The organism is uncultured Clostridium sp., assembly GCF_934754925.1.
Taxonomy (GTDB): domain Bacteria; phylum Bacillota; class Clostridia; order Clostridiales; family Clostridiaceae; genus Clostridium.
Genome location: NZ_CAKVJA010000001.1, coordinates 220,755 through 241,694 on the forward strand (window position 1 = coordinate 220,755; position 20,940 = coordinate 241,694).

Sequence of the window (20,940 nt, forward strand, 5' to 3'; positions counted from 1 at the left end):
TCCTCCATTAATCTATTAGTTATAAACTTCTTTTTACTTCTTCGTATTCATTAAACATTTCTTCAATTATTTCTTTAACACTTTGAACCTTTTTTACCATTCCAGATATTTGCCCTGCCATTAATGAACCATTTTCAATATCGCCATCTACTACGGCCTTTTTAAGAGCTCCCTTACCCAATTCTTCAAGTTCATCAATACTTGCATTAGCATTTTCAAGTTTTAAATATTCTTTTGCAAGCTTATTTTTTAGCACTTGAACTGGATGTCCTGTGCATCTTCCAGTAACTACAGTATCAATATCCTTCGATTTTATTACAGCATTTTTATAATTATCATGAATTTGACATTCTTCTGATGCTAAAAATCTAGTACCTACTTGAATACCACTAGCTCCAAGAGCAAATGCAGCTGTAATACCCCTTCCATCAGCTATGCCACCAGCACCTATAACAGGAATATTTACGGCATCAACGACTTGTGGTAATAACGCCATTGTAGTTAGCTTACCAACATGCCCACCTGACTCACAACCTTCGGCTATAATAGCATCAGCTCCGCAACGTTCCATTCTTTTAGCTAATGCAACAGAAGCTACAACAGGAATCACTACAATACCAGCTTCCTTCCATTTATCCATAAATTTACCGGGGTTACCTGCACCTGTAGTTATAACTTTAACTCCTTCTTCAATTGCAATATCTGCTAATTCATCAGCATTATCAGATAAGAGCATTATATTAAGTCCAAAAGGTCTATCTGTAAGCTTCTTAGTTTTTCTTATTTCATCTCTTATATGGCTAGCAGGAGCATTTGCTCCTGCTATAATACCAAGACCTCCAGCATTGGAAACTGCTGCAGCAAGAGTACTTTCTGAAACCCAAGCCATTCCACCTTGAAAAATAGGATACTTAATACCTAAAATACCGCATATATCCTTTTTCATATATTTACCTCCAATACTATTTTGCTGTTGCTTTTTCAATGAAGTTCACGGCATCTGAAACTGTTTTTATATTTTCCACCTCTTCAACTTTTACATCAAAAGCATCTTCAAGTTCCATTATTACTTGGAATAAATCTAACGAATCAGCTTCTAAATCTTCTATGAAACTTGTTTCTAATTTAACATCCTCTTCATTAACCCCTAATTGTTCTACGATTATTTCTCTAATTTTCTCAAATATCATTTTAATTTCCTCCTAAAAATTTAACTATTTTTTTATTTATTTTATAAATTTAACAATTAACGAAATATTATAATTCTAGTAATATTCCAGCCCAAGTTAATCCACCACCAAAAGCAACTAAAATAACTTTATCACCTTTATTAAGTAAACCCTTGTTAATAGCTTCACTAAAAGCTATAGGTACACTAGCTGCAGAAGTATTTCCATAAGATTCTAAGTTAACATAGAACTTGTCCTTACTTATATTTAACTTTTTAGCAGCATCATCTATTATTCTAAGATTTGCTTGATGTGGAATAATATATTTAATATTTGATATATCTTCATTTGAATTCTCTAGTAGCTTATTTACTACCTTAGGAATTATTGATATAGCAAATTTGAAAACTTCTCTACCATCCATTTGTATATATTCTTCTCTTTTTAAAGATGTATCTGCAAATGGTGTTTCAATTGGAAATTGATTAGCAGTCAATGCTTTAGCACCTGTTTTTCCATCAGAGCCAAAATAAGTACTTATTATTCTACTATTATCAGTACTTATTTCTAGAATAGCGGCACCAGCACCATCACCAAATAATACGCAAGTATTTCTATCATTCCAATCTACTATTCTTGAAAGAACTTCACTACCAATAACTAAAGCTTTGCTACCCTCTCCATTTTTCATTAATGAATTAGCAATTATTGTTGCATATAAAAAACCTGAACAAGCAGCTGTTATATCAAATGCTGCTGCATTATTACAACCTAATATACTTTGAACACTACAAGCTGTAGATGGCATAATTCTATCTGGTGAAGTCGTTGCAACTATAATTAAATCAATATCTTCTGGTGTACATCTTGCCATATCCATAGCATTAATTGCTGCTTTAACAGCTAAATCTACTGTACCTTCACCTTTTGAAATCCTTCTTTCAGATATCCCAGTTCTCTTAACTATCCATTCATGTGATGTATCAACTAAAGTTGATAATTGATCATTACTTACAGCATTTTCTGGACAATAATGTCCAACACCTACTATTTTTACTATACTCATCTTAGCACCTTTGTTTTAAAAATATAATTATTTGATAATCAAATAATATTGTTAAAAATATGAAATATTAAATTTTTTAATATTTCTCCTTAGTTAATCTCATAATAAATAATAAGTTGCTATTATATTTAACAAAAAATATAATAGTAGATTATTGTAAAAGTTTATATAAAGTAAAAATAATTCCGAAATAACAATAAATGTAGATTTACTGTCTCATATAAAAATAATTCAAATAGCGACTTAACTTCTAAAATTATCCACTCTCCTTTCAAATATTTTGATTATCAAACATCTTTATAATAATTCTACTTTTAAATTTTGTCAATATTTTTTTACAATATTGCCTTTTCGTTAAGTATATATTATACTTTTAAATATATTTTGATTATCAAAGTATTTTAAGTGAAGGAGAATCATATGGAATTAAAAATAGGAAATTTAATAGCGAAATTACCAATAATACAAGGTGGTATGGGAGTTGGAGTTTCACTTTCAAGTTTAGCTGGAAATGTTGCAAAACATGGTGCTATAGGAGTCATTTCTGCAGCACACCCTGGCTATCTTGAAGAAGACTTTGAAAAGAATACATTGCAAGCAAATATAAGAGCATTGAAAAAACATGTAATAAAAGCAAAAGAAATAAGTAACAATGGAATAATCGGTGTAAATATAATGGTGGCAATGAAAAATTATAAGGAATTAGTTAAATCTAGTATTGAGAGTGGAGCAGATTTAATAATATCCGGTGCCGGATTACCACTAAAGTTACCTGAATATACAAAAAATAGTGAAATAAAAATATTACCAATAGTATCATCATCTAAAGCAACAAAGCTTATATTATCATATTGGAAAAAACATTATAATAAAATTGCAGATGGTATTATTATAGAAGGCCCTGAAGCTGGAGGTCACTTAGGATTTAAGGCTGATAGTATAGAAAGTGATATAAATAAATTTGAAAATAATGTTAAAGATATATTAGAAACAGTTAAAAATTTAGAAATTGAATATGGCCAAAAAATACCTGTAATTGTTGCAGGGGGAGTTTTTGATTCTAATGATATAAAAAGATACATGGAATTAGGAGCTAATGGAGTTCAGATAGGAAGTAGATTTGTTGCAACATATGAATGTGATGCTCATATTAAATTTAAAGAAGCTTATTTAAATTGTACTAAAAATGATATTAAAATCGTTAAAAGTCCTGTTGGTATGCCAGGAAGAGCAATAAATAATAATTTTTTTAAAAAAATTAATAATGAAAATAATAAAATAAGTAAATGTTATAATTGCTTAGTTCCATGTAATCCATCTACTACCCCATATTGCATAAGTGAGGCCTTAATAAATGCGGCTCGAGGGAATATTGATAATGGATTAATATTTTGTGGGGCAAATGCGTATAGAATTAATAAAATGTTGTCAGTTAAAGAATTGCTAGATGAATTAATTGTTTAGAAAGAAGCAAGTAGGATGTTTAAATCTAACTCTCCTACTTGCCTTTATATTATATTTTATAAATTAATATTAGATTTTTCAGTAGGCTCTAATTCTCCTAATATAAATGGTAATACTTCATCAACTTTTATATTAAGAACTACGGCAAATTCTTCATGTAATAATCTTTCAGCTTCAGCCATTATTTTCTCATCACCAACATATAGTTTCTTACCTTCAGTTTTTTTCTTTTCTTTTTCTAGGTATAAAGTGCGTATTAGTTTAACAAGCTCTACCTTATTACCTTTCTTTAAAATTTCATTATATTTTTCTTTACGAAGATTAATATCGTCAATCCATATAGGTCCATTATCTGGCATTGTTCTTATTAAATCATACACCTCCTTCACTGTCATAATTTTTCTAATATTTATCATATCGTTATCAATAGGTGCATAAATTGTTGAATTAGAATCATAAGCTGGTTTAAGAATATAATATTCTTTTTCTATATTATTAAATTTCCTTTTTTCTATACCAGTTATCTTACATACTCCTGTTGTACCATAAATAATATAGTCATTTTTTGCAAACATTATATTATTCCTCCTTAATAAAAAAACGTGTAAATTTACCGACAACTGGACTTACGTTGTATATCGACAAACTACACGTTGTTTATTTTATAATTTACATATTGAATAAACTCAACATTATTTCTATACTATTATTATACATTTAAAATAATATTTTTTCAAAGTTTTATAGTTTAAATTAATAATTTTTAAAATATATACAATCAAAATATAAGAATAATTTATTTTATATTTTAATGTTATCTTTCATTTTCTTTAATAAGTCTTTATAATAGTATCATAATATATTATAGGAGAGATTTTTATTTTATGAGTAAAATATTAACAGAATCTAATATTAAAAAATTACAAGAAGAATTAGATTACAGAATGACTGTAAGAAGAGCTGAGATTGCTAAAGAAAAGCTAATTGCAGCAGCGCATGGAGATAGATCAGAGAATGCTGAGTATAAGGCTGCTTGTGAAGAGTATAGAGAAAATGATAATAGAATTCAACATCTATTAACTCTTATAACTACAGCTACAGTTATAGAAGATGAAAGTATTGATAAATCTATTTTAGGAATAAACACCAAAGCTAGAATTGAATTTATTGATGATGGTTTTGAAGATACTATTACTTTAGTAACAACATTAGATGCAAAACCTGAGGAAATGCTAATAAGCATCGAATCTGAACTTGGAAAAGCATTAGCAGGTAAAAAAGTTGGAGATATAGTTGAAGTTGAAGCACCTGGGGAAAATTATTCTGTAAAAATTTTAGAAATACTTTAAAATAATGAGGTTATATCAACATTATGATATAACCTCATTATTTTAATATGCTTTAATTTCATTCTGTGAGACTATAGGATTAGAAATCTCTTTCATAGCCTTTCTAAATTGTAAGAAGAATAATATTGCTGTAGTAGAAACTGCTAATAAATCTGCTACAGGTTCTGCCATAAATACTGCTGTTGTTTTATCTGCCATAAATATAGGCATAATATAAATTAACGGTATTAATAATATTATTTTTCTTAATAATGCTAAAAATAATGATGTTTTTGCATTTCCTAATGCAATAAAAGATTGCTGACAAGCAATTTGTATACCAAATACACATGAAACAGCCATATATATTCTAAGAGCATGACTTGTAAACTTAACTAGCTCTGGATCGTTATTAAATATTAATACAAATGTTTGAGGAGTTATCATTGCTAATGCCCATAATATAACTGAATAAGATATACAAGAAATAAGTAATATTTTAAAGGCTTTTTTTACACGAGTTGGATTTTTAGCACCATAGTTATAGCTTATTATTGGCTGTCCACCTTGAGTTAATCCTGTTAAAGGAAGCATTGAAAATTGCATTACGCTTGTAAGAATTGTCATTGCTCCTACTGCAATATCACCACCATATTTTAATAATGAAGAATTAAAACATACTGCTATTAAACTTTCTGTAGATTGCATTATAAAAGGTGCTAATCCCAACATTATTGAAGGTATAATAATTTCCCTTGATAATCGAAAGTTTTTCTTTTTTAATTTTAAGGTTGATTTCTTACCTGTTAAGAAAAATAGTATCCAAATCATAGAGAATGATTGAGATATTATTGTAGCTAAAGCAGCACCGGACACTCCCATATTAAATCCAAATATAAATATAGGATCAAGAATAATATTACTTATAGCCCCTATTAAAACAGTCATCATACTAACTGTAGCAAAGCCTTGGGCACTTATAAATGCATTAAGTCCAAGAGTTAGTTGAACAAAAATAGTTCCTAAGCTATATATTTTCATATAATTTACTGCATATTGTATTGTATTTTCACTTGCTCCGAATAATAAAAGCAAGTCTTTTGAAAAGAAAAAGAATATAACTGTAATAGTAAGAGATAAAATGATTAATAGTGAAAATGAATTTCCTAATGTCTTTTCTGCATTTTCATGTTCGTCTTTTCCTAAAAAAATTGAAGATCTTGGAGCCGCACCCATACTTACTAGAGCAGCAAATGCTGAAATAAGCATAATAAGTGGTAAGCATACTCCAACTCCAGTAAGTGCTAATTTACCAACTTCAGCTATATGACCAATATACATACGGTCTACTAAATTGTATAATAAATTAATAATTTGTGCTGCAATTGCAGGAACGGCTAGTTTTAGAAGTAATTTTCCTACACTACAGCTTCCTAATTCTTCTGTGCGATTTTGTTGCATAATATCTTTCTCCTTTAATAAAATTGACAAAAAATAATAATTCTTATAAAATAGTTTATAAAGAAACTGTTTATTTGTCAACCATATTGGAGGTAATGATGAAAACTAAATTTGATATTACAGAAATACTATACTCAATAAAAAATATAAATGATTTATACTATAACTTATCTGTAAAAACAGCATATGAATGTGGAATTAGTAAGCCTGAGGCAGATATACTAGCTTTTCTAAATAATAATCCATCTTGTGATACGGCAAGAGATATAGTTAAATTAAAAGGATTTTCTAAAGCATATGTTTCTAAGGCAGTAGAACCATTAATATCAAAAGGATTTATAAAAGTTGAAGTTGATAAAGATGATAGACGTTGCCAACATTTAAAGTTAACAGAAAAGTCTAAGCCCATAGTAATAAAACTACATGAGATGCAAAGTAAATTTGTAAATAAAATTACAGAAGGAATAGATAAAAAGGATATAGAAAAGTATCTTGATGTAATTCAACACTTTTCAGAAAATGCTTTAAAGTAATTAAAAAAGCAATTATTAAATAATTGCTTTTTTAATTACTTATTCAATTTATAAATCCAAAATCATTAAATAGAAATACTTTTATAAATGCTTTCCACTCTATATAAATAAAATCTATATATTTATTTGTCCAATAAACTAAAACTTTATTTATTGAAGTAATTCATTGTTGTTCTCATCAAAATATTTTACCTCTAAACGTATACCAGCACTTTCTTCAGAAGTTAAATTTTCTTTTATTAGAACCATAGAGGCTTTTCCAATTTCTAAATCGGCATTATATTTATAAATATCATTTATTGTAATTTCAACTCTAGAAACTTTTTTACCATTAGATATTATAATATAACCGTATTTAGCGTTTTTTATATCATTATAGTTTTGATAAATTATTCTATAATTTGATATTCCTAAGTCATTTGTATCTATTTCTAATTTATTAGCTTGATTTAATACATAATCTCCTTTATTATCTTTTTCATAAACAAAAACTCCGTGCATACTATCCGTTGAAAAGCCAACTATTTTCGTATCTGCAACATAGATTTCATCTATAACATAAAGACTATACTCATCAACTATATTTTCTAATTTTTCTTTATCGATATTCTTTAATTTTTCATTATTTTTATTTAAATAAACTGTAGATTCTACACAGCCTATAAGAAATAAATTTAACAAAATAACTAAATTTAATAATATAATTTTTTTCATAGATTTCCTCCTTTTTATTATAAGAAGATTCTTAAATTATATTTTATTATGTATAATCAAATTATACACTTAAATTGGTAATAAAATCTATATTTTATATTAATTAATATAAAAATTTAATCTTATTTATATAATTAAACCTTTATATGCTATAATAAATCATAATAAATTTCTTAAATTTGAAAGGATACAAAAGATGGAAAAATATATTTCTAATATAAAAACACCTAAGATAAGTATTGCTCCAATGGTGGATAAGTCTAATAGACATTTTAGATATTTCTGTAGAATAATGAATAAAGAAGCACTACTCTATACAGAAATGGTTACTGCACAAGCAATAATTAATGGGGATTTAGATAAAATTCTTTATTTTAGAGAGGATGAAGGTGCTGTTGCACTTCAAATAGCTGCTTCAAATCCTGAGGATGCCTACAAGGCAGTTAAACTTGCTGAAAATTATAATTATGACGAGATCAACTTAAACTGTGGCTGCCCTTCAGATAGAGTATCAGGTAATTTAATGGGAGCAGCACTAATGTCTGATAAGAGTTTAGTATATGAAATACTTTTGGCAATGAAGGAAGCAACAGATAAACCCATTACTATAAAACATAGAATCGGAATTGATGGGACTGGAGTAATTGATAGTAAAAATAATAAGATTATTATGGATGGATATGAAGATCTATTGGACTTTTTAGATACAATATCTAAGGCAAAACCTGATAGATATACTGTTCATGCACGTTCAGCTATATTAAAAGGACTAAGTCCTAAGGATAATAGGGAAATCCCACCATTAGATTATGATATGGTTTATAGATTGAAAAAAGATTTTAATTATTTAAATATAGAGATAAATGGTGGATTTAAGAGTTTAGAAAGTATTAATAATGCATTAGACAAAGTAGATGGAGTTATGATTGGAAGAGCTGCATATGAGGACTGTTATCTTTTAGCTAATTTGCATAAAATTAATGAAGAAAATAAAAATATAAAACCAATATCCCGTGGGGAAATTATAAAACTATATATTCCATATATTGCTGAAGAACTTGAAAAAGGTAGTAATGTACATACCTTATCTGCTCCACTTCAAAGTTTATTTCAAGGTCAAAAAGGAAGTAGAAAATTTAAACAATTGCTATCTTCATCTAATGTAAAAAGAGAAACTCTAATAGAAATCTTAAATAATATATTGGAAATTATGCCACAGGACGTGTTATGGAACTTGTAAAGAATTAAAAAAGTACTTATAATTTACTACGGTAAATTATAAGTACTTTTTATCAATTTTAGCTAAATACAAACTCTTTTATACCAATTGCAACACCATCATTATGAACCGTATCTGTAATTTTATTAGCATATTTTTTTACTTCATCATTGGCATTTCCCATAGCTATTCCACATCCTACAGTTGAAAGCATTTCTATATCATTTTTACCATCACCAAAAGCATAACTATTTTGAATATCAATATTAAGGTATTCTAAAACCTTTAGTATTCCAGTTGCTTTTGTATTCTTCTTTGAATATAGTTCAAAAGATTTTAAAGCAATACTATTAACATAGTCATATTCTTCATTTCTTTGAACTATTTTTAAGCATGAATCAACTACTTCATCATTTGGACACATCATCTCAATTTTATAAGTTTTAATTTTATCTAAAGAAAATTCACTTTTAATTAATTCCTTAGAAACACCAACTGTGTCATAAAACTCATAGAATTCCTTGAATTTTTTATCCATATAAGAATAGTATTCACCCTCTAATATATATTGAATATTAAGTTCATCTAATTCATTTATTAGATTCTTTATAAATTTTCTATCCATCTGATCGCTATGTATTACCTCATTATTTATAATTACATGTGCTCCATTTGCTAAAATATAACCATCAAATCCAAAATCTAATATAGATTTACTTAAAAATGCATATGGTCTTCCAGTTGATATAAATACATAATGTCCTTCTTTTTGAAGAGAACGAATTGACTCCTTAACTACGGGAGTCATATCAGTTATACCACCAAAGTAGTCTAATAATGTTCCATCAATATCAAAAAATATAGCTTTTTTCATTAAATCCCCTCCACTCCTATTTATTCCTATTTTATCCCACTCATTCCTTATTGTCAATTGACTTAATAAGAATAGTATACTAAAATGGGAATAAATAAGAAGTAAAATTAAAGGAGATTTAAAATGTTTACTGAAGAGCGTCATAAGTATATATTAGATCTATTAGATAGAAACGGAAAAATATTTGTAAAAGACTTAAGTAAGGAATTTAAGGTAAGTGAAAGTATGATTAGAAAGGATTTAAAGGTATTAGAGAAAAAAAACTTACTTCGTAGAACCTATGGTGGTGCTATTAATATAGATAATACTGCTATTAATATAAAAAGTTTTAATAATCGTATTAGTGAAAATATAGATCTAAAAAATATAATTGTTCAAAAAGCTTTTAATGAATTAGATGATAATGACACTATTTTTTTGGACTCTTCTACTACTTCTTTTATGATTGCAAAATTAATTGTAGAAAATAATAAACAACTAACCATAATTACTAATATGTTTGAAATAGCTTCATTGATTACGCCTAACATTATTACAAAATTTATTTTTATTGGTGGAGATTATAATTCATATGTTGGTGGTAGTATTGGGTCTCACGCTATTGAACAAATAAATAATTATAGATGTAATAAAGCATTTTTAGGGTGCACAGGAATTGATCTTCGAGATGGAACAATAAGCACCTCACTTTCAGAAGATGCTGCTACTAAGAAAGCAATTACTAATATTTCAGATAAATTATTTTTAGTTACTTTAAATGAAAAGTTTAAGAAAAATGGTTCATTTAAATTTTCTAATTTATTTGATTTTTATGGAATAATTACTGAGCAGTTACCTGATGAATCAATAACTTTAAATCTTAAAGAATATTATATAAACATAATTTAAAATATTAAAATGAATTTATTATTTGAGATAAATTAAAATCGCACTAGATTTTAGTACGATTTTAATTTAATCTTAATTTTTAGATTATAGTTATATAACTTATAGAAAATTATAAATTAATGCATAAAAATAAGTTTTATTAATAGCTGATTTTTTTTCATAGCTACTAATTACTTCATTCCGTTCAGTTTTTAAATATAAAAAATAAACTTTTTGAAAATCCCTAAAGATCAATTTTCTTTTCTTTGTAAGCTTGCAAGATGGAGAATTTCTTTGAGCACAATCTATAAAAATAGAATTTCCTTTTTTTTGTGCACTAAACCATCGACATTCCGTACGTATATTAGGAAGTGTTTCAATTTCTAATATATTATTATTATTAAATCCATCAAGAATTTTATCCCATGCCAAGTAAGGCAATAATTTATTCAATCCTTTTTCAAATACATGATAGTATATAGCACTTGCAATTAATCCAGTACAAAACTGCTCTTCTTTAATATAATATGTTAGAATAGCTTTTGTTAATGTAACATCTGATATATCTATTAATTCATATAATTTATTGTAATTTTTATAATAACCATTAATAGTTTGTTTATAATTATAATCTATTAAATTTATTTCATGACAAAAATTCACAAACTCTAATATAGTTGAACTATATTTAATTTTATTACAGTTAAATCCATTATTTTTATATTCATAAAAAATATTATTTTTATTATTAAAGTAGTCAATAAAAAATTTAATCCTTTCTATAGTATTCATAAATTTATCCTCTTAATACTTAAAGGTATATAATTTAATATATTAAGTACTTTAATTCTTTATTCCTTGTAATATAAATAACAGTCTATTTTCTAATCATATCTCTAGAAATTTCACTAATTGAGTATGCACCACACATAGCCATAGTATCTTCAAGTTCAGATGCTAATTTATTAATATACAGTTTTATACCTTCTTCTTCACCACCATAAAGCGCAGTAACAAAAGTTCTGCAAATAAGAACTCCATCTGCACCTAAGGCTAAGGCCTTAAATACATCTACTCCAGAACGTATTCCACCATCAACAAAAATTTTCATTGAGCCTCCAACCGCATTAACAATCTCAGAAAGAACTTCTGCTGTAGCTGGGCATTGATCTAGTACTCTTCCACCATGATTAGAAACTACTATTGCATGTGCTCCAGCTTCTTTAGCTTTTAAAGCACCTTTTACTGTCATAATACCTTTAACTATAAATGGAAGATTTGAAATTTTAATAATCTCCTTAAGTTCTTCTACTGATTTTGAACCAGCTGGTGGATTCATATTCTTTAAAAATGGAAGACCTGCAGCATCAATATCCATTGCAACTGCAATTGCGCCACTATCTTTAACTAATTTTATCTTTTCTTTAATAGTATCAATATTCCAAGGTTTAATAGTTGGAACCCCTAATCCATTAACAGCTTTTATTGCAGTAGTAGCAGATTTCATAACTTCGGGATTTGTTCCATCACCTGTAAAAGCAAGAATACCATATTTAGCACATGATGATACTAATATATTATTATATGACATATCATCATATTTATCACCATAATGCAAATTAACAGCCCCTATTGGACCTGCAAAGAATGGATATTTAAATTTTTCACCAAATAAATCTATGCTTGTATCTATAGGTTTATTTTCAGTTAATGTATCCATATTAATACGTATTTCTTTCCATTTATCATAATTGCGAATTGCTGTATCACCAACTCCTTTAGCTCCTGGACCAGGAATTTGATTTCTGCAAGCCTTTCCATTACATTCTACACATACCTTGCAATAGTTTCCAATATAACTTTTAGCATTTTCTAAGACATTATTATAATTCATTATTTAATATTACCTCCTTTATTTCTAAATAAATATATTTTAAAATGATAAAAAGACAAAACTATATTTAAAAATACAGCTTGTCTTTATTATATAATATTTTAATTTAATAATCTTATAAATTATATATAAAAAGAAATATCTAATGATAATTTCTTTATCTATTTTATAAATTTAATTTTATACAAAAAGCCTAACAAAACTTAAGATATGTTGTATTTTCAGGTACTCCACTTACTGATATATTATCACCTTCATTTAAAGAATTAATAATATTAATATCATCACTAGAAATTTCAAAATCAAAAACACTTAAGTTTTCTTTTACTCTTCCTTCATTTGATGATTTTGGTATAGGAATTACCCCTCTTTGTATATGCCATCTTAATATTATTTGAGCTATTGTTTTTTTATATTTTTCAGATAAATCTAGCATTAATTCATTAGAGAATAATTTACCTCTCATTATAGGACTCCATGCAACAAGTTGAATATTATTCGCTTCACAGTATCTTAACATATCACTTTTTGAACTTTGAGGATGTATTTCAACTTGATTTACCATAGGCATTATTTCAGCTGTTTTCTTTAATTCTTCTATATGTCCAATTTTAAAATTACAAACTCCAATAGATTTTACTTTACCTGCTTTATAAAGATATTCAAATGCCTTCCAAGTTTCTGCATTTAGTTTATTTGGCCAATGTATAAGATATAAATCTATATAATCTACTTGTAATCTTTTTAAAGATTCATTAAATGCTTTAATAGTTCTATCATAACCATGATCATCATTCCAAAGCTTTGTGACAAGAAAAATCTCTTCTCTATTTACTCCACTTTCTTTTATTCCATTTCCGATACCAACTTCATTTCCATAAAAAGAAGCAGTATCAATTTGTTTATATCCAACCTCTAAAGCATATTTTATAATTTTAGCAGTTTCTTCGTCACTTCCAGATTTATATGTTCCAAATCCAATAGCAGGCATTTTAACTCCATTACTTAATATTTTAAAATTTTCATTCATCTTTTAAAACCACCCTTTACTTTCTATTAACTTTATGCTATTACCATATTTTCCATACTTCTCAAATCATTACCTGTAACAACTAATATGTCCTCCGGCATTATAATTGTATTTCCATTTGGAATTATTACTTTATCTTTACGTTTTATCATAACTATAAGAATATCATCAGCTATATTAGAGTTTTTTATAGATTTGTTAACAATATTACTTTTATCATTAACATAAATCTCCATTAGATTTGTACTTTTTCCTTCTTTATAATCATTGAAATTTATTAGACTATTTCCTGATAAAACTAAAGTGTCTCCAGGAAGAATAATTGTAGATCCATTTGGTACAAATACATCTCCTTTACGCCTTATCATAACAACAAGTATGTCTTCTGGAATATTTGCATCCATAATACTTTTATTAGCAATAGGATTATTATTACTAATTGTGAATTCCACTAATTTAGTGCTTTTATCTTCTTTATAATCATTAAAGGTTTTTAAAACAGATTCCTCATCATCAATTAAATCAAGTTTTCTTGCTACATCAGGTATAAGAGTACCTTGCACTGCTACTGAGAATAAAGCCATGAAGAATATTATATGGAAAATATCATAATTTATAGGAATACCATAAGTTATAGCAAATATTGCAAAGACTATTGATGCAGCTCCTCTAATTCCCACCCATGAAATAAAAAGTTGTTGCTTAATTGGAACCTTAAACCAATTTAATATGCTAAATGTTGCAATTGGTCTTGCTATGAAAATCATAAATATTGAAATTGATACACCTTTAATCATAACAGATGGTATTTTTGATGGAAATGCTAATAGTCCTAATAAGAAGAATAGTAAAATTTGCATTAACCATGATACACCATCAAAGAATTGAAAAATACTTTTTTTATGAGGTATCTTACTATTTCCTATTATTATTCCTGTTATATAAACACTTAAATATCCATTACCGCCCAAATATTCGCTTAATGAATAAGCTAATACAGCTATTGCAGTAATGAATATAGGATAAAAGCCTTCTATTTCAAACTTCACATTTCTTAATAAATAGATAGATAGCTTTGATAATACAATTGATACAACTATTCCTAAAATAATTTGACTTAATAACATGGGAATAATATCTCCATAGCCTCCATTAGACATTAATCCTAATATTATTATTGTAAGCATATATGCAAAAGGATCATTACTACCACTTTCAATCTCTAATATAGAAGCTATTGATCCCTTAAGATTTAATTTTTGTGAACGTAATATAGCAAATACAGCAGCTGCATCTGTAGATGCAATTATTGATCCTATAAGCAATCCTTCTAATATGGTTGTTTTAAAAATAAATAAACAAAATAGTCCTGTTAATCCTGCAGTTATAACAACTCCTAAGGATGACATAAGTATAGATTGAACAGCTACAGGCTTGGCCATATTCCAGTTAGTACCGAATCCACCATAAAACATTATGAAAATTAATGCTATAGAGCATATAGAACTTGCTAGCTGATAATTATCAAAATATATACCAACAATTCCATCAGAACCAAATAGCATTCCAAGCACTATAAAAATAAGAAGAATTGGCACACCAAATCTATATAATATTTTTGTTGAAGTTATACATATTAATAGTACTAATGCACAAAGGATCATTAAATTTACCATAAATTACCTACTTGATAAAACTTGTATAATATCGCAATTTTCCTATATATTACTATAATTTAGAAATAACTTCAATAATCAAGGAGGTAATTTACAATTTATTTAAAACTAATATATGAAATCCATAATATGTATATTAGTTTTAAATAAATTTTTATAGTTGTTTACTTTAAATTAAGTACCACAATAAGTTTTATATGCACAACTAGTAGGCTTTGGTGTTTTTGAATATTCTTCATTAATATTTGAGTAATCATAGGGATTTTTAATTACATTTAAAAGCTTTTCTATAAGAGTATAATTATTGTTGGTAACTGCTTCATCTAAAGCCTCTTCAACTCTATAATTACGTGGAATAACGGTTGGATTACTTACTTCCATTAAATGTTTAACTTCATAAACAGATTTTTCTTGTCTTATTAGTCTATCTTGCCAAGCCTTATACCATTTTTTGAAATCATTACTTTGGAACATTTCATTATCTGTTAAACTTCCTAAAGTTAAATTACAAAAAGTATTTGTATAATCGGCTTTATAATTTTTCATAATATCTAAAAGAGAAGAAATAAGTTTTTTATCTTCTTCTTCATAATTAAATATTCCAAGTTTAGCTCTCATTCCATCTTCCCAATATTTATTGTATAAACTTCCATAATTAGATAATAATTTCTCAGCAATTTCAATTGCCTTATTAGCATCTTTATCTAACAAAGGTAATAATGCTTCTGCAAATCTTGTTAAATTCCAACCCCCAATTTTAGGTTGATTACCATAAGCATATCTTCCATTAACATCAATAGAACTAAATACAGTATTAGGATCATAAACATCCATAAATGCGCAAGGACCATAATCAATGGTTTCCCCACTTACTAACATATTATCTGTATTCATCACACCATGAATAAATCCAACTAATTGCCATTTTGAAATAAGAAATGCTTGATTTTTTATTACTTCATTAAGTAAGTATAAATAAGGATTTTCTACATGTTTAGCACTATCAAAATGCCTTTCTATTGTATAATCAGCTAATGATTTAAGAACATCAATATCACAAAAATTTCTTGCAAACTGGAATGTACCAACACGTATATGACTTTTAGCTATACGATCTAATACGGCTCCTTCTAAAAAACTTTCTCTAACTATTTCTTCGCCAGTTGTAATTACAGATAAGCTTCTAGTTGTTGGAATTCCTAATGCATACATTCCTTCACTGATAATATATTCTCTAAGCATTGGTCCTAAGGCTGCTTTTCCATCTCCACCTCTAGAGTAAGGAGTTCTTCCTGCGCCCTTAATTTGAATATCAAATCTTTTATTATCCTTTGATATTAATTCTCCTAAAAGAATAGCACGTCCGTCTCCTAGCATTGTAAAATGTCCAAATTGGTGGCCTGCATAAGCTTGGGCAATAGGCCTTGTATCCTCTAAAACTTTATTTCCACATAAAAATTGTATACCTTCATTACTTTGTAAGAAATCCTCATTTAATCCTAGCTCTTTAGCTAATGTTTTATTAAAAACTACTAGCTTAGGATTAGGTACTTTAGTTGGAGTTTGAAATGAAAATAAATTCTTAGGAAGAGTTATATATGTATTTTCTAATTTTAAATATTCATCCTTTAATATATATGTATCCGTCATAATAGCTCCTTCTAAATTTTAATAATTTATTATGTTTCTACTTATATATTTTCTAGTATGGTTATAATTTATACATAACATAAAATTAAAGCTAATATTAAATTTTATTATCGGATTTAATATTAGCTTTATATTTTTAGTCTAATTTTTTATATTATTTTCAAATGTAGAAAAATCCTCTCCCATTACTCTTTTAAATGCAGTATTAAAATGATAATTTTTTAACTCAAGTAATAATTCTTTAATTACAGTTTCATCTTTCATATCTATAATTTTATTTATTGAATAAAAACTTTGAATATATTGTTTTCCAGAGCTTATATTATTCCAATCATTTGAATTAGCTAACTCTTTAAACGGAATAAATTGGGAATTATCATAATTTAAATACTGTATACGTTGAGATATATAATCTGCTACCCCTTCATTTATCCATATTGGCACATTTTCAGATGAAATATTATTTTTCTTTAAAAATTGTGAAAAATAATAATGTGATATTTCATGAGTTAATATTCTAGCAAAATTAGCCTTATCATTTAAAATATCATAAGAATTATCAACATACATATAAATTGTTTTAAGAGAATCAATATAATAAGCAGATAGATTATCGGCATTTCTATTAAATCTAGATAAAAATATATCTTTATCATAATCTAATTTTATTATTAATGACATATTCACTTTGCCAAATATTCTTTCACAATCATATTTTGAATTATCTATACATTCCTTTAAGAAAGGAATCGCTTCTTCTATATTATTTTTATATAGTATTTTAACATCTTGATAATTAATTTCATTAAATTCAGAATTATAAGTATCATTTTCTAAATATGAAATATAGTAATTTCCCAAAATACAAACAGCTTCTTCTAAGTTGCTTGTAATACAATTCCATATAGAAACTACAATAATTAAAAATATATTTATTAGTATAAAAATTATTTTCCTTTTTCTTTTCTCCCTTATTAAATTTATACTTATTCTAAAAATTGATAATATCAATAGAAGTATTAATACTAAAAAAAAGGCTCTTGAAACAGTTTTATTCCCCAATACTGATACCATGACATAAATAAAAATTAAAAAAATATTACTTACTAGTTCTACTAAGTATTTCATGTACTCCCCCATAAAATTAACGATATACTTAGTTTATTAATATTATGTATTCATAAAAAAATGACTTTAAATTTATCTTATATTTACTAGTTAAATTAATAATAAAAAAAGATATAAGATTTAGTACATTTTAATGATAAATCTTATATCTTTTTACTATTTCTAATTTATGATTCTTTTATTATTTTCTTAAAATATTATTTATTACTTCTTCAGTAAGGCTTTTTATTACCTCAACAGCTAAGGATACTGATGATTCGATATCTTCTTTAGCACAGTAATTATAATGACTATGAACATATCTTGAAGGAATACCTAAAACCAGCACTGGTACTGCTTTATAGGTTAAACTTATTTTTGCTGCATTAGTAGATCCACCACGTCTAACTGCATTTTGATATTTTATTGAGCATTTTTTTGCAATATTTTCTGCATGTCTAATAAATAAGGGATTTCCTATGTAGCCTTGATCTAAATTTCTGATTTGTGTTCCATTTTTTAATGCACCTTGTGATATATTTTTAGAATAATATAAATCATCTGCTGGTGAACCTTCAAAGACAATTGCTAAATCAGGCTTAACAACTTGAGAGGTAACTTGAGCCCCTCTAGTACCAACTTCTTCTTGAGCTGCAAATGCTCCAACAACATCTACATTTAATCCACTTATTTTAGATAATGCTTTTAATGTTTCTATAATACAAAAGCATCCAATTCTATTATCAAATGCTTTACCATAACAAACTCCATTTTTTTCATTAAAATCAAACTCAACTTTGGGTGCTATTGGATCTCCAATACTAATATTAAAAATATTTAAAACCTCTTCTCTACTACTTGCCCCAACATCTACAAAAATATCTTCTATCTCTAATGAATTATTACTTCTTTCATTTGCCGTCATAAAATGAACAGGCTTAGAAGTTGTTATTCCTTTAATAAGTTCACCATACCTATTCTTAACATAAACAGTATGAGCCGGAATATTTGTATTATGCCATCCACCTAATTGAACAATACTTAATAATCCATTGTCATTAATAGCTTGGACCATAAAACCAACCTCATCAGTATGCGCATCTAACATTACAACTAATTTATTACCATCATAATTTTTAAGTTTTGCATAAACATTATTCATAGAATCATTTTCTACTATCATTTCATTACAATGTTTCTTTATTACATTTGTAACATCATCTTCAAAGCCTGATGGTCCAAATGCATTTGATAATTCCTCTAAAATTTTAATATTAATCATACTTACCCCCTTTTAAACAACAACTAATATTTATATTTTCTTAATATCCCCAATAAATAATTGATAATAAACTATAATATTAATTACAATTTTATTATTTTATGTTGTTTTTTTATATTATACATTTTAATAAATATATTTGTCTACTATAAAAAACAAAAAATACCAAAATATTAAAACTTGGTATTTTTTGTTCTAATTTTATTTAATTTATAGTAAGATAGGCTTTAATTACTTAATATCATCATTAGGGTAACTATAATAATGATTTATTCCCTCGAAAATTATATCTTCATTTTGAGCTATTTCTTCAGCAGTTAAATCCTCAATTTTCCCATGAGGATCATTATAATTATTAAAATTATAAATATGCTTATGTGCCCCCATAGGATGAAATTTAGGTTTATTATGATTTGAAGTATCAATATCTTTTATGACTTTTCCATTTTCATCAAAAATTCTTCTTTGTTTAACCTTGTTATTTTCTACCAAATCCACTATACTATTTGGTTCACCTTCAATTGGAAGTTTCCTATTATTATCTTCAACTTTAATTACAAATCTCTTTTTGTTCATATTTAGATATTAATAAATTCCTTTCCATTAATGATATAACTTAATATTATTATACTTTATATTTGAAAAAAATTTCAATATCTAATATAAAATCAATACTTCTACGATTTTAGCATATATGCAATAGCTGCTAAGACTTTATAATTAGCACTCCAAATATCTTTAAACTCTGAATTTTTTAAAGGACATGTTCCTAGGCCAACTTCAATAGTTATACTTGGTATTGGATTATTTGATTTAGATGAAGCCCAATCCTTAAATCCACCAGGAACAACTTCTACACATTCACTATCACTTTTTTCTTTTGTATATCCTGTTACACATGCAATAAGATCTGCTAGTTTACTACATTCATTTTTAACTAAACTATCCTTATAATCCCAGTAAATTAAATTTCCTGATGAATGGTAACTAATTGTATAAATAAAATTATATTTATCAACTAAATTAACGAGTGCTTTAGATTCAGGTTCTGAATTAGAAAACTCTCCTTTATAATTCTCAAATGAAGATTTTTTACTTTGATTTATTTCGTCCCATCCAGCATTAAAGTTTCTATTTAAATCAACTCCTCTAGCATTTGCCTTCCATTTTCTTAGATAACTTTTAAATCTATCACAAGTATATCTACAGTTTAAATCATTATAATAGCATTCATAAATAGAATCTTTTAATTCTTTACTTCTTATTCCTTTTACTCCTATTTGACTTATTGTAATTCCGTCTGGATTTACCATTGGAATTAAGTGAAATGCTACTGAGTTAAATAAATCTCTATATTTAATTCCACAATATTCTTTACTTTCATAATTATTTAAATAATATTCTATTTGCTTCATAACTAATAAAGATGTTAAATATTCCCTACCATGAATTCCTGCATGGATTAATACATGTTTTTCACTATTACTTTTTCCTAATATTACTTCGTAAATATCTCTATTATCAAGAGATTTACCAATAATATTTATATCTAAATTATCTCTATATATTTTTTTGAAAGATTGTAAATCTATAATCATTTTATCAT

The 20,940-nt window shown here is 26.5% G+C and carries 21 protein-coding genes; 5 read left to right on the forward strand and 16 right to left on the reverse strand.

The features are described 5' to 3' along the window. Positions 1 to 19 precede the first annotated feature (19 nt). The 3 genes from fabK to Q0G30_RS01045 form a co-directional block, all read right to left on the reverse strand. Positions 20 to 946 (reverse strand): enoyl-[acyl-carrier-protein] reductase FabK, encoded by a 927-nt coding sequence (fabK, locus tag Q0G30_RS01035; RefSeq protein ID WP_294385349.1) that lies wholly within the window; start codon positions 944 to 946, stop codon positions 20 to 22. A gap of 16 nt (positions 947 to 962) precedes the next feature. Next, positions 963 to 1,190, reverse strand: coding sequence for an acyl carrier protein (acpP, locus tag Q0G30_RS01040; protein ID WP_294385352.1), 228 nt, complete (start codon positions 1,188 to 1,190; stop codon positions 963 to 965). Between the two features lie 67 nt (positions 1,191 to 1,257). Continuing rightward, the gene (locus Q0G30_RS01045) at positions 1,258 to 2,235 is read right to left on the reverse strand and encodes a beta-ketoacyl-ACP synthase III (protein WP_294385355.1); all 978 of its coding nucleotides are present in this window, start codon (positions 2,233 to 2,235) and stop codon (positions 1,258 to 1,260) included. 420 nt (positions 2,236 to 2,655) lie between these two features. Here Q0G30_RS01045 and Q0G30_RS01050 point away from each other — a divergent pair, with 420 nt between their 5' ends. Then, complete coding sequence (locus tag Q0G30_RS01050; RefSeq protein ID WP_294385357.1) at positions 2,656 to 3,699, forward strand: nitronate monooxygenase; 1,044 nt, start codon at positions 2,656 to 2,658, stop codon at positions 3,697 to 3,699. Between the two features lie 56 nt (positions 3,700 to 3,755). Here the strand turns inward: Q0G30_RS01050 and Q0G30_RS01055 are convergent, their stop codons facing one another. Further along, positions 3,756 to 4,274 (reverse strand): CarD family transcriptional regulator, encoded by a 519-nt coding sequence (locus tag Q0G30_RS01055; protein ID WP_294385360.1) that lies wholly within the window; start codon positions 4,272 to 4,274, stop codon positions 3,756 to 3,758. A 309-nt stretch (positions 4,275 to 4,583) separates the two neighbouring features. Here Q0G30_RS01055 and greA point away from each other — a divergent pair, with 309 nt between their 5' ends. Next, positions 4,584 to 5,048 (forward strand): transcription elongation factor GreA, encoded by a 465-nt coding sequence (gene greA / locus Q0G30_RS01060; protein ID WP_294385363.1) that lies wholly within the window; start codon positions 4,584 to 4,586, stop codon positions 5,046 to 5,048. 42 nt (positions 5,049 to 5,090) lie between these two features. On the opposite strand, the gene Q0G30_RS01065 is transcribed toward greA, so the two are convergent. Next, positions 5,091 to 6,488, reverse strand: a complete 1,398-nt coding sequence (locus Q0G30_RS01065) for an MATE family efflux transporter (RefSeq protein WP_294385365.1) — start codon at positions 6,486 to 6,488, stop codon at positions 5,091 to 5,093. A gap of 98 nt (positions 6,489 to 6,586) precedes the next feature. Here Q0G30_RS01065 and Q0G30_RS01070 point away from each other — a divergent pair, with 98 nt between their 5' ends. Then, positions 6,587 to 7,021 (forward strand): MarR family winged helix-turn-helix transcriptional regulator, encoded by a 435-nt coding sequence (locus Q0G30_RS01070; protein WP_294385367.1) that lies wholly within the window; start codon positions 6,587 to 6,589, stop codon positions 7,019 to 7,021. Between the two features lie 150 nt (positions 7,022 to 7,171). On the opposite strand, the gene Q0G30_RS01075 is transcribed toward Q0G30_RS01070, so the two are convergent. Further along, complete coding sequence (locus tag Q0G30_RS01075) at positions 7,172 to 7,735, reverse strand: hypothetical protein (RefSeq protein ID WP_294385370.1); 564 nt, start codon at positions 7,733 to 7,735, stop codon at positions 7,172 to 7,174. 196 nt (positions 7,736 to 7,931) lie between these two features. On the opposite strand from Q0G30_RS01075, the gene dusA reads away from it, so the two are divergent. After that, the gene (gene dusA / locus Q0G30_RS01080; protein WP_294385373.1) at positions 7,932 to 8,975 is read left to right on the forward strand and encodes a tRNA dihydrouridine(20/20a) synthase DusA; all 1,044 of its coding nucleotides are present in this window, start codon (positions 7,932 to 7,934) and stop codon (positions 8,973 to 8,975) included. 58 nt (positions 8,976 to 9,033) lie between these two features. On the opposite strand, the gene Q0G30_RS01085 is transcribed toward dusA, so the two are convergent. Further along, the gene (locus Q0G30_RS01085; RefSeq protein WP_294385375.1) at positions 9,034 to 9,828 is read right to left on the reverse strand and encodes an HAD family hydrolase; all 795 of its coding nucleotides are present in this window, start codon (positions 9,826 to 9,828) and stop codon (positions 9,034 to 9,036) included. 123 nt (positions 9,829 to 9,951) lie between these two features. On the opposite strand from Q0G30_RS01085, the gene Q0G30_RS01090 reads away from it, so the two are divergent. Continuing rightward, a complete protein-coding gene (locus Q0G30_RS01090) occupies positions 9,952 to 10,716 on the forward strand; it encodes a DeoR/GlpR family DNA-binding transcription regulator (protein ID WP_294385379.1) in 765 nt (254 codons plus the stop codon). A gap of 99 nt (positions 10,717 to 10,815) precedes the next feature. Here Q0G30_RS01090 and Q0G30_RS01095 read toward each other — a convergent pair whose 3' ends face one another. From Q0G30_RS01095 to Q0G30_RS01135, 9 genes are all read right to left on the reverse strand, one after another. Then, positions 10,816 to 11,487 (reverse strand): DUF6508 domain-containing protein, encoded by a 672-nt coding sequence (locus Q0G30_RS01095; protein WP_294385382.1) that lies wholly within the window; start codon positions 11,485 to 11,487, stop codon positions 10,816 to 10,818. A gap of 85 nt (positions 11,488 to 11,572) precedes the next feature. Next, complete coding sequence (locus tag Q0G30_RS01100; protein ID WP_294385384.1) at positions 11,573 to 12,589, reverse strand: alpha-hydroxy-acid oxidizing protein; 1,017 nt, start codon at positions 12,587 to 12,589, stop codon at positions 11,573 to 11,575. A 193-nt stretch (positions 12,590 to 12,782) separates the two neighbouring features. Next, on the reverse strand, positions 12,783 to 13,619 hold the full coding sequence (locus Q0G30_RS01105; protein WP_294385385.1) for an aldo/keto reductase: 837 nt from the start codon (positions 13,617 to 13,619) through the stop codon (positions 12,783 to 12,785). A gap of 32 nt (positions 13,620 to 13,651) precedes the next feature. Beyond that, entirely contained in the window at positions 13,652 to 15,295 is a 1,644-nt protein-coding gene (locus Q0G30_RS01110; RefSeq protein ID WP_294385387.1) for a potassium/proton antiporter, read from the reverse strand. A gap of 174 nt (positions 15,296 to 15,469) precedes the next feature. After that, positions 15,470 to 16,945, reverse strand: coding sequence for a protein adenylyltransferase SelO (locus Q0G30_RS01115; RefSeq protein ID WP_294385391.1), 1,476 nt, complete (start codon positions 16,943 to 16,945; stop codon positions 15,470 to 15,472). 141 nt (positions 16,946 to 17,086) lie between these two features. Beyond that, complete coding sequence (locus Q0G30_RS01120) at positions 17,087 to 18,073, reverse strand: hypothetical protein (RefSeq protein WP_294385394.1); 987 nt, start codon at positions 18,071 to 18,073, stop codon at positions 17,087 to 17,089. A gap of 181 nt (positions 18,074 to 18,254) precedes the next feature. Beyond that, positions 18,255 to 19,334: a M42 family metallopeptidase gene (locus Q0G30_RS01125; protein ID WP_294385397.1), complete on the reverse strand. Its 1,080-nt coding sequence runs from the start codon at positions 19,332 to 19,334 to the stop codon at positions 18,255 to 18,257. Positions 19,335 to 19,565: 231 nt separating this feature from the next. Further along, positions 19,566 to 19,910 carry a hypothetical protein gene (locus Q0G30_RS01130; protein ID WP_294385400.1) on the reverse strand — a complete coding sequence of 115 codons (345 nt, stop codon included), beginning with the start codon at positions 19,908 to 19,910 and terminating at the stop codon, positions 19,566 to 19,568. Positions 19,911 to 20,011: 101 nt separating this feature from the next. After that, positions 20,012 to 20,932, reverse strand: a complete 921-nt coding sequence (locus Q0G30_RS01135) for a M14 family zinc carboxypeptidase (RefSeq protein ID WP_294385404.1) — start codon at positions 20,930 to 20,932, stop codon at positions 20,012 to 20,014. Positions 20,933 to 20,940: the final 8 nt, after the last annotated feature.